Consider the following 10,873-nt stretch of genomic DNA (forward strand, 5'->3'; position numbering starts at 1 on the left):
GCAGATGGGTATAAGAGACAGGTGTAGAGGGTCGGGACCAGGACGAGCGTCAGCAGCGTGGAGCTGATCAGGCCGCCGATGACGACCACGGCCAGCGGCTTGGAGATGAACCCTCCGCCGCCGGTGATGCCCAGCGCCATCGGCAGCAGCGCGAAGATCGTGGCCAGCGCGGTCATCAAGATGGGGCGCAGGCGCTTGCGTCCGCCCTCGATCACCGCCTCCTGCAGCGGCATGCCCTGCCGGCGGTACTGGTTGATCAGGTCCAGCAGCACGATGGCGTTGGTGACGACGATGCCGATCAGCATCAGCAGGCCGATCATCGCGGCCAGGCCGAGCGACGTACCGGTGATCAGCAGCAGTCCTATCGCGCCGGTAGCGGCGAACGGGATCGACACCAGCAGGATCAGCGGCTGGATCAGGCTGCGGAAGGCCGCGACCATCACGAAGAACACCAGCGCCACGGCCGCGACCAGGGCCAGGCCCAGGCTGGTGAACGCCTCGGCCTGGTCGGCACTGGCGCCGCCGATGGAGTAGGTCGCGCCGGCGGGCAGGGTCAAGGTGGCGAGCTTGGTCTCCAGGGCGGTGCTGGCGGCACCGAGGTCGGAGCCGGTGTTCTCGCCGGTGACGCTCGCGGTGCGCTCACCGTCGACGCGGGTGACCGTTGACGGCCCGTTGATCTGCTTGACGGTGGCCACGTCGCGCAGCTCGACGCCGTCGGCCAGCTCCAGGTCGCGCAGCTTCGTGAGGGACGCGGGTGCGTCACCCTGGGAGAGCACGACGTCGGCGGTGGTGCCGTCGAAGGCCAGCTGGGTGACGGTGGTGCCGGTGAAGGCCTGCGCGACCGTCTGGCCGATGCCGCTTTCGGTCAGGCCGTGCTCGGCGGCCTTCTCGCGGTCGACGGTGACGTCGATCCTGGGGGCGGTGTCGGCGATGCTGCTGGTCACCTCGGTGAGGCCGGAGATGGACGCCATGGCCTGCTGCACGGTCTGGGCCGCTTGGCGCAGCACGTCGGCGTCGCCGGCCTTGACGAGCACCTCGAGGCTGTCGCCGCCGAAGCCGCCGCTGTCGCCGATGCTGATCTCTCCGGCATCGGCGAGCGTGCTGACCCGCTCGCGCACCTGGTCCTCGACGGCCGCGGCGTCGCTGCCCTCGCGCAGGGTGAGGGAGTAGCTGGCGCGCGCGGTGTCACCCCCGCCGCCCCCGCCGCCTCGGCTGAAGCCGACACCGCTGGCGCCGCCCACGGTGACCTGGTAGGTCTCGATGGCGTCGATCTCGGTCAGGATCTTCTCGACCTGCTTGGCCTGGGCGTCGGCGCTCTCCAGGGAGGTGCCGACCGGGAGGGTCTGGGTGACGCTGAGCGTGTCCGAGTCGCCGTTGTCGATGAAGCTGGTCTCCAGGCGCGGGATGAGGGCGAGCGTGCCGATGAAGATGGCCAGGGTGGCGGCCAGCGTGGACAGCCGCCGCCGGGTGGCGAAGCGGATGACGGGGATGTAGGCCCGCTGCAGCACACCGTCGCGTTCATGCTGTTCGACCTGTCGGCGGTCGCCCTGCTTGGACGCCTTGAGGAACCAGTAGCTGAGCACCGGGATGACGGTCAGCGAGACCAGCAGGGAGGCCAGCAGCGCGACGGTCACGGTGATGGAGAAGGGGCCGAACAGCTCGCCGACGAATCCGCCGACGAACGCGATCGGCAGGAACACCGCGACCGTGGTCAGCGTGGAGGCGGTCACCGCGCCGGCGACCTCGCGCACCCCGTTCTCGATGGCCTGGCGCTTGCGTTCGCCGTACGACAGGTGGCGCTTGATGTTCTCCAGCACCACGATCGAGTCGTCCACCACGCGGCCGACCGCGATGGTCAACGCGCCCAGGGTGAGCATGTTGAGGGAGTAGTCCCAGGCCCACAGCGCGATCAGCGCGATCAGCACCGACAGCGGGATGGACACCGCGGTCACCAGCGTGGAGCGGATGGAGAACAGGAAGACCAGGATGACCAGGACGGCCATGGCCAGGCCGAGCAGTCCCTCGGTGGTCAGGCCCTCGATGGACTCGGTCACCCCGGGCGCCTGGTCGAAGACGATCGTGAGCGCCGCCCCGCTGCCCAGCGCCTGGGTCAGGCCGGGCAGCGCGGCGCGTACGTCGTCGGACACGGACACCGCGTTGCCGTCGGGCGTCATCGTGATGGAGATGCCCAGGCTCGGCGTGCCGTTGGTGCGGGTCAGAGTGCTGGCCTTGGTCTGGCCGAGCTTCACTTCGGCGACGTCGCCCAGGCGGACCGGTTCCGGCTTGGCGGCGGGCTTGGCGGAGGGCTGCCCGGGCGCCTGCTGGCCCGTCGTCTGCTGGCCGGTTGCCTGCTGACCGGCCTGCGGCTGACCGGCCTGCGGCTGGCCGGCGGAGGGGGTCAGGTAGAGGTCTTTCAGATCGTCGATGGAGCTGAAGCGGCTGCCGACCTGGACGCTCAACGTGGTGCCTGACTGGGTGAGCGTTCCGGCGGGCAGGGCGGTGCCGGCGTTGCGGATGGCGGTGGAGATCGCTGAGGCGTCCAGCCCGTGCTCGGTGAGCTCGTCGGTGTCAGGCGTGATGGTGATCACCTGGTCGCGTACGCCGGTGACCGACGCCTCCTTGACCCCCTCGATACCGGACAGGGCGGGCACAACCTGGTTGGACAGCTTGTCGGCCAGCTGCTGCTGATCCTGATCGGAGGCCACCGCGATCTGCAGCACCGGCAGGTCGTCGGTGCTGCCCACCCTGACCTGCGGCTCCACTCCGTCGGGGAGGGCGACCCGGTCGACGGCCTGCTGGACCTTGCCTTGGGCGTCGTCGAGGTCCGTGCCGAACTCGAAGGCCACCTGGACGGTCGAGCTCGACTCACGCGACGTCGAGTTGACCTCCGTGACCCCGGCCAGCCCACGCAGCCCTTCCTCCATCGGAACGGTCACCTGGTCCTCGACGATCTGCGGCGCGGCACCGGCGTAGCCGGCCACGACCGACACCTGAGGAAAGGCCAGGGAAGGCAGGAGCTGCTGTTTCAGCGACGGGACGGCGAACACGCCCAAGGCCGCCACCGCCAGGGTGATCAGCGCTACGAGCCCCCGGTTGGCGAGGCTCAATCTAGCCAGAAATGTCATGATCTGCTCTCTACAGAAGGGGAGTGAACCGGCCGTACGGACGGACGGCCGGAAAGAGGTGCCGAGGTGAGACGGGTGTCGGGTGCTGAGCTGAGCCGGGCCTCGGGTGTCGAGCTGAGCCGGTTCTGTTCACCGCGGGCGAGCAGCACCACGCCGCACGTCAGCGCTGGACCATCGTGACCGGCCCGAACACCAGAGCGACCAGGTGCAGGGCCCCGCCGGCCAGGTTCATGCCCAGCGCGTACGCCCACCGGGCCCGGCCCTCGCGCCCCGCCACGGCGACGCGCCGCTGCGCGATCGCCCCCCCGGGCGTAGTACAACGACGAGGCCACGCAGGCGGCCAAGGCGAGCATCGTGTCGGTCACGCTTCCAGCGTCGCGGCCCTCACCTGCGTGAACATCCGTCCCCGGGAGGGTTCGGGACTGCTGCGAACGCGGTACGCGCCCGCGCCGGCTACCGCGATCGCGGACGCACCAGCCCCGTCTCGTACGCGATGATCACCAGCTGGGCGCGGTCGTGCGCGCCGAGCTTGAGCATGGCCCGGTTGGCGTGCGTCTTGGCGGTCATCCTGCTGATGCCCAGCTGGTCGGCGATCTCGTCGTTGGTCAGGCCCGCCGCCACCAAGACCATGACCTCACGCTCGCGTTCGGTCAGCGCGTCGAGCTCCTCGGGCGCATGCTCCGCGCCGGCGCCGGGGCTGGACAGGAAGCGGGTGATCAGGCCGCGGGTGGCCGACGGCGACAACAACGCCTCTCCTTTGTTGATCAGCCGGATCGCGTCGTGCAGTTCGGCGGCCTCCACGCCCTTGCCCAGGAACCCGCTGGCGCCGGCCCGCAGCGCGGCGAAGACGTACTCGTCGATCTCGAAGGTGGTCAGCACGAGCACCTTCATCCCGGCCAGTGCCGCGTCGCCGGTGATCTCCCGGGTAGCGGCCAGCCCGTCCACGTCCGGCATGCGGATGTCCATGAGCACGACGTCGGCACGCGTCTGCCGGGCCAGCCGCACCGCCTCGCGGCCGTCGGCGGCCTCCCCGACGACCTGCAGGTCGGGCGCGGAATCGATCAGCGCACGGAAACCGGCGCGCACCAGCGACTGATCGTCGGCCAGCAGAACCCGGATGGTCATCACAACGCTCCCTGGATGAGCGGCAGCACCGCCTGGACGCGAAAGCCACCGCCGGTCAGCGGCCCGGCGGCGAACCGGCCGCCCAGCGACAGGGCACGCTCGCGCATGCCGATGAGCCCGTGGCCCGTACCCAGCGTGACCGCGCCTGGCCCGTCATCGGTGACCTCCACGCTCAGACGGTCCGGCGTCCGCGCCACGCGCACGTGCGCGGTGGCCGCAGGGGCGTGTTTGCTGACATTGGTGAGCGCCTCCTGCACGATGCGGAAGGCCGCCAGCTCCACCGGCGCGGGCAGCGGCTCGTTCGGGGGCTCGTTCGGGGGCTCGAACGGGGGCGCCGTGACGCCGTCGAGCCGGAGGTCGACGGCCAGCCCTGCCGCCGTGAACGTGGAGACCAGGCCGGGCAGGCGGTCCAGGCCGGGCGACGGCTCCGTGGGCAGCTCCTCGGGACTGTCCGGGCTGCGCAACAACCCCACCGTGGTACGCAGTTCGCCCAGCGCCTCCTTGCCTGCTCGGCGGACATGGCGCAGCGCCTGACGCGCCTGCCAGGGTTCTCTGTCGATCAAGTGCTCGGCCACCTGCGCCTGCACGTTGATGAGCGCGATGTGGTGGGCCAGCACGTCATGCAGCTCGCGCGCGATCCGCAACCGCTCCTGCATCACCCGGCGCTCGGCCTCCTCCTCGCGACTCTCCTCGGCCCGGCGGGCCCGCTCCTCCACCGCGGCCACGTACGCCCGGCGGGTGCGGATCGCATCGCCTGCCGCGGTGGCCATCCCGATCCAGGCGATCTGTGCCAGCACCTCGGGAGCCAGCCACGTGTCCCCGGAGAACAGCAGTCGCGCACCGCCCAGTGCCGCGGCCGTCATCGCGCCGGCGATCCAGGCCTGCCGGCGCCGGCTGAGCGTGGCCACCGTGAACAAAGCGAGCGCGGGGGGCATGTCCAGCGGACTGCGCCCGCCGCCCAGCATGAGGAAGGCCGTTGTCGCGGCCACGCAGATCACCAGGACCGACCGCGGGGCACGCCGCCGGAACACCAGGGCACCGCAGCTCAGCGTCCCCAGCACCAGCGCCGGGACGGCAGGCGAGTGCTTGCCGAAACGCTGATCGAACAGCGGGATCATGAGTACGCCCAGATACATCCCCAGCGCCAGCGCGCCGTCCAGCACGTAGGGGTGCGCTCGCAGCCACGCAACCATCTTGTCCAGCACTTTCACTCACCCAGGCTAGGCTCGCGCCGCCCGTGTCCCCTCCTCCTCAGGTATCCGTCTCGGCTACTGCGTTCGCGGTAGCGGGAGTTCGCGCTGGTCCATGCTCGGATTCAGCGCGCATCCCTGACCGGCACGCTCACCTCGGCCACCCGGTGCCGGTGGTCGCGGTCATGGGGCGGGGTCGTCAGGCGGCGAGGGGCAGGGTGTGGAGGTGGGCCGGCAGGTCGCCGGCGGTGCCGGTCCAGTGCGCCAGCGGCAGGCCGTCGGGGCGGACCAGCATCGCGCCCTGCGGCTCCAGCCCCAGTGCCGCCGCCACCGGCTCCTCCAGCCGGTGAACGTCCAGCGGGACCGGTGAGCGGGTGGCCGGCGGGCGGATGTCGCAGCGGGGGCCGGTCAGCAAGGTGAGACCGGGTCCGAGCAGGTCGAGCGTGCTGCGCCCGGGCGCGATCCAGGCGTGCGGCAGCCGTCCGGCCAGGTCCTCGGCCAGTGTTTCCGCCGGGTCTCGCCGCCCGCCGGCCGGGTCGGCCGAACGGGTGGTGTTGCGTACCCCGATCGGCCGCCGCTCGGTCTCGTAGCTGTCCAGCAGCGCCGCGGGCGCCCAGCCGAGCAGCACCCAGGCCAGTTTCCAGCCGAGGTCGTGGCCGTCGTGGATGGCGGTGTTCATGCCGGTGCCGCCCCGTGGCGTGATCCGGTGCGCGGCGTCGCCGATCAGGAAACAGCGTCCCTCGCGGTAGCGGTCGCCCACCTGGGCGGTGAAGGAGAAGTGGCCGAGGTTCTCGATCCGGGGGCGCACGTCGGCCACGCCGGTGGCGGCCGCGATCAGGGCGGTGAGGCGCCGTTCGTCGTAGTCGGACAGCGTTTCCCGGTCTGCGTCCCACGGGATGGCGTACAGCCAGCGGTCGTCGGAGGAGACCGGCAGCATCATGCCCGCCGCGTCCGGGCCGGTGAGCATGTACAGGCCGTGCAGCGGAGCCGGCACACGCTCGCGCAGCGGCGCGCGGAACAGGACCGTGAGGAAGTCGGCCATCCGTTCCGGCCCGGTCATGGGGATGGCCAGGGCGGACCTCACCCGGCTGCGCGCGCCGTCCGCGCCGACCACGTAGCGGGCTCTGACCTTGATGATCTCGCCGGAGGCGCGGTCGCGCAGCCAGGCGTCCACGCCTTCCGCGTCCTGGCGGAGCTTGACGAACTCGGTGCCGAAGCGGACCTCGGCACAGTGATGTTCGCGCAGGTGAGCGAGGAGGACGGGTTCGAGATGATCCTGCGGTACGGAGGCCGCGGCGGTGGGGCTCAGCCCGCCGACCGCGTGCTCGTCGGGGAAGCCCATGGGGATGCCGACCCCGTCGGGTGAGGTGAGGGAAGCGGTGATGCGTCCCTCGGCGACCGCGCCGGTCTCCCCTTGGCGGACCTGTGCTTCCAGGCCCCAGGAGCGGAGTAACTCCATGGTGCGCACGCTGATTCCGGTGGCTTTGGGGATGGTGGAGATGTCGTCGCGGCGCTCGACGAGCAGGCTGCTCATGCCGAGACGGGCGAGGGTGATCGCGGTGACGAGGCCGGCGGGGCCGGCGCCGACGATGAGGACGGGGTGCTTCATGATCTGCGCTCATTTCATAGGACGACTTGTCTTATGAAAAAAGATACATTTCATCGGACAGGCTGTCTTGGTATTTATGCGCAGAAGCGTCGTCAGCGGAGCAGCGCGCGTTCCGCCATGGTGATCAGGCGATCGGCCACCGTCTCCGGTGCCCGGGCGCGGCCGGTGTGGAGCAGGTCGAAGGTGTCGAAGCTGGTGATCACGTACAGGATGTCGGTGGCCTCCTCGACCGTCACGTCCGGCCGCAACAGGTCCTGGTCGGCCAGACGCTGGGCCAGGTGGCGCATGCCCTCGGCGCGGCCCTGCTCGTCGCGCCGGACGGTGCCGGCCATGGCGTCGGGGTTGAGCGCGGCCATCGAGTAGACGGCGCGCGTGACGTCGCGCTCGGAGGCGTACACCTCGGCGCCGGCGCGCAGGCTGCCGCGCAGGTGCTCGCGGGCGTCCGGGTGGGCCACCGCGGTGACGATGCGCTCGAAGCCCGCCCGGTCCAGCAGGTGGTGGAACAGGGCGTCGAACAACCCGGCGCGGGACTCGAAGATCGTGTAGATCGTGGAGCGGGCGACCCCGGCCGTGCGGGCGACCTGGTCCAGGCTTATGGTCTCGGCGGGGGCCGTGCTGACCCGGTCGTACATGACGTCCAGGATGCGGCGGCGCGTCTCCTCCGCCGCCTCGGCCCGCAGGCGCTGTTCGTACTTACGTGCGTTCACCTTCGGCACCCTACAAAGACACGGTGTCCGATGAAACGCCTCTGTCAGTCCTTGGCGTGCGTCATCCAGAGCCTGACCTGACCCCGCATTGTGGTCCCCGGGACCGGTCCCGATCGTTGACCGCTGAGTAGCGGCGCCAACTGCGTGTACGACTCCCGGACCGGCAAGATGGTGCGCCTGCTGGCGGACGTGCCGGCGAACGCCACCGACCTGGACGTGATCTACACCTACACCCGCCGCGACTAGCGGACGCGCCCGCGCGGCTTGAGCCGGGTGGAGGGCAGGACGGGGGCGGGGAGCGGCTCCCCGTCGAAGCCCTCGACGGCGCCGTACCCCTCGCCCTCCATCCACTCCTTGCGGAACGCGGCGATCTCGTCGTGGGAGCGGCCGACGAAGTTCCACCACATCACGATCTCCTCGCCGAACGGCTCGCCGCCGATCAGCAGCACCCGCCCGCGCCCGGACAGCCGCACCCGGTCGCGCCCCGGCGGCAGGTACACCAGCGGTCCCCGCTCCAGTCGCTCCACCGCGCCGTCGAGCAGCAGCAGCCCATGCTCGAACCCCGGATCCAGGGGGATCTCACCCGCACCGTCGACGGCGATCTCGGCGCCCACGAGCGGGGTGTAGGCGGTGGCGGGCGAGGCCGACCCGCCGAGCGACCCCATGACGACGGTGGCGGCGAACCCGGGCCCTTCCAGGACGGGCAACGCGGGGTGATGCTCGAAGGCGGGCGTGACGTGCCGGTGCCCGCCGGGCAGCGCCACCCACAGCTGCACCCCGTGCAGCACCGTCTCCGGCGACTCCTCCGAGTGGGAGATGCCGCGTCCGGCGGTCATCAAGTTCAGCTGCCCCGGGCGTACCCGCTGCAGGGTGCCCAGGCTGTCGCGGTGCAGCACCTCGCCCGCGACCAGCCAGCTCACCGTCTGCAGGCCGGTGTGCGGGTGCGGCGGCACCCGCATGGCGGTCCGCTCCGGCCCGTACGCGTCCACGAAGCACCAGGCGCCGATCATGCGCCGGTGCGCGCCCGGCAGGGTCCTGCGCACTGCCATCGCGCGCGGCCCGCCCAACGGCACCTCGCGCCCCATCAGCACTTCACTGCCCGCGCCCGCGTCGGCGCCGCAACGGATCTCTTGCGGGTCAAGCTCCAGGTTGCTCACCCCAAGACTGTACGTTCGCCCGCCAAGCGACTGTAAAGGTCTCGCCAGGGCAGAAGAGATATTCATGGCAGAGCCATTGGACAGCCGCAGGGCCGAGCTGATCACGGCGGCCCAGGCGAACTGGATATCGGCGCTCACCGATCTGGGCGGGCGCAACACGCTGCTCTACTACAAGGACCGCCGGGCAGGGACGCTCGACCTGGCGGCGGCCGACCCCGAGAGGCTCGAACGCTTCCTGCGTACCGGCTCGATCAGGCTCACCCGCCTGTTCACCGACGCCGACGCCAGGGCCGACGCGATCAGGCGCGTGCAGGCCATCCACCGCAAATCCCGCGAGCTCCTCGAGGAGCGCGGCCTGCGGGCGGCGTACCTGGCCACCGGCATGGCGCGGTGGGACGAGCTGTTCCTGGAGCCCGCCGCGCCCGTGCTGCTGCGCGGCCTCACCATCACCCCCACCCGGGCCCGGCACGACGACTTCGACCTCGCGCTCGACGACGAGGACGAGGTCAACCCGGTGCTGCTGCACAAGCTCGCCACCGTGTACGGCGCCGACGCCGAGCGTGCCACCGGCGACCACGACGAGCTGCGCGCCATCGCGGCAGCCGCCGAGGTGCCCGGGTTCGACATCCAGGACAGGCGCGTCATCGGCACGTTCACCTACTCCAAGCTGCCCATGGTCAGGGACATGCAGGCGGCCGGCGAGCTGCTGGCCGACAGCGACGTGGTGGCCGCCATCGCCGGCGACCCCGACGCCCAGCAGCTGCTGTCGCGCGACCGGGGGCAACCGCTCGAACTCGACTCGCCGGAGGACGACTACTCGGTGCTCGACGCCGACTCCTCCCAGCGCAGCGCCATCGCCGCCGTCATGTCCGGCCGCAGCCTCGTCGTCCATGGGCCGCCGGGCACCGGCAAGAGCCAGACCATCGCGAACCTGATCGCCGCGCTGGTCGCCAAGGGGCGGAAGGTGCTGTTCGTGGCCGAGAAGCGGGCCGCGATCGACGCCGTGCTGTCCCGGCTCAAGGGCGCCGACCTGGGCGACCTGGTGCTCGACATCCACGAGGGCACCCGCGACCGGCTGCGCATCGCCCGCGACCTCGGCGACACGCTCGACCTCGCCCAGACCGTGACCGATGCGCCCGAGCAGGAGCTGGACCGGCGGCTGATCGACCGGCAGCGGCGGCTGTCCCAGCACGTCGCCAGGCTGCACGAACCGCACGCGCCGTGGGGGCTGTCGGCGTTCCAGATCCAGTCGGGGCTGCTCGGCATCCCCGCCGAGGCGCGTACCCCGATGCGGCTCGTCCCGCCCGAGCGGATCGACCGCGAGGCGGCCGACCGGATCCGGGACGAGCTACGCGACTTCGCCCACCTGGGCGGGTTCACCCTGCGTCCCGGCAGCACGCCCTGGTACGGGGCCGCGCTGCGGACCGCCGAGCAGGCCAGGCAGGCCGCCGACCTGGCCTCCCGGCTGCACTCGCACCTGCTGCCGCTGCTGACGTACCGGGTGGACCAGGCGTGCGCCGAGGTCGGCCTGCGCGCGCCCGAGGGTCATCGGGAACGGGTGGCGCTCCTGCAGCTGTTCGCCGGCGTCTCCCAGACGATGCGGCGCCTCTCACCCCGCGTCTTCGAGTCGGACCCGGCCCGCCTGGCCGCCGCCGTCGGCGACGGGGACACCCGCAGAGGCCGGACGGCACGGTCGGCGGCCGACACCGGTGCCGACGGTACGACGCGGCGGCCGGCCGTCGGGAACGGCGGCCCCATCGGGTTGCGGGAGCGCCATGCGCTGCGCAAACGGGCGCGGGCGCTGTGGCTGGGGTCCGGCAAGCCGGAACGCGCGGAACTGCACGCGGCGTTGGCGGAGGCGGCCGGGCAACTCGCCGAATGGGAGTCGCTCCAGATCCCTCCCCCCACCCACGGCGCCTGGCGCGCCGGCTCAGACGGCACCTGTCCCTTATACACATCT

Annotated in this window: 7 protein-coding genes; 1 reads left to right on the forward strand and 6 read right to left on the reverse strand. The window is 71.5% G+C overall.

Annotated features, from left to right (window positions below; genetic code table 11):
* The 6 genes from EJK15_RS63335 to EJK15_RS63360 form a co-directional block, all read right to left on the reverse strand.
* The coding region (locus tag EJK15_RS63335; RefSeq protein WP_138719930.1) for an efflux RND transporter permease subunit at window positions 1-3,125 on the reverse strand (3,125 nt) is incomplete at its 3' end.
* Window positions 3,126-3,578: 453 nt separating this feature from the next.
* A complete protein-coding gene (locus tag EJK15_RS63340) occupies window positions 3,579-4,250 on the reverse strand; it encodes a response regulator transcription factor (RefSeq protein WP_138719931.1) in 672 nt (223 codons plus the stop codon).
* Window positions 4,250-5,461 (reverse strand): sensor histidine kinase, encoded by a 1,212-nt coding sequence (locus EJK15_RS63345; protein ID WP_206062089.1) that lies wholly within the window; start codon window positions 5,459-5,461, stop codon window positions 4,250-4,252. The genes EJK15_RS63340 and EJK15_RS63345 overlap by 1 nt, the downstream gene beginning before the upstream one ends.
* 178 nt (window positions 5,462-5,639) lie before the next feature.
* The gene (locus EJK15_RS63350) at window positions 5,640-7,049 is read right to left on the reverse strand and encodes an FAD-dependent monooxygenase (protein WP_138719932.1); all 1,410 of its coding nucleotides are present in this window, start codon (window positions 7,047-7,049) and stop codon (window positions 5,640-5,642) included.
* A 92-nt stretch (window positions 7,050-7,141) separates the two neighbouring features.
* Window positions 7,142-7,756, reverse strand: coding sequence for a TetR/AcrR family transcriptional regulator (locus tag EJK15_RS63355; RefSeq protein ID WP_138719933.1), 615 nt, complete (start codon window positions 7,754-7,756; stop codon window positions 7,142-7,144).
* A 242-nt stretch (window positions 7,757-7,998) separates the two neighbouring features.
* On the reverse strand, window positions 7,999-8,913 hold the full coding sequence (locus EJK15_RS63360) for a pirin family protein (protein WP_138719934.1): 915 nt from the start codon (window positions 8,911-8,913) through the stop codon (window positions 7,999-8,001).
* A gap of 64 nt (window positions 8,914-8,977) precedes the next feature.
* On the opposite strand from EJK15_RS63360, the gene EJK15_RS76940 reads away from it, so the two are divergent.
* Window positions 8,978-10,873, forward strand: a 1,896-nt coding sequence (locus EJK15_RS76940; protein ID WP_138719935.1) for a DUF4011 domain-containing protein, incomplete at its 3' end; no start/stop codon positions are given.

This window comes from Nonomuraea basaltis (genome assembly GCF_005893125.1).
Lineage (GTDB): Bacteria > Actinomycetota > Actinomycetes > Streptosporangiales > Streptosporangiaceae > Nonomuraea > Nonomuraea basaltis.

Coding starts and splice junctions, on each gene's coding strand:
- EJK15_RS63340 (WP_138719931.1), bottom strand. CDS start 4,250: ATGACCATCCGGGTTCTGCTGGCCGACGATCAGTCGCTGGTGCGCGCC.
- EJK15_RS63350 (WP_138719932.1), bottom strand. CDS start 7,049: ATGAAGCACCCCGTCCTCATCGTCGGCGCCGGCCCCGCCGGCCTCGTC.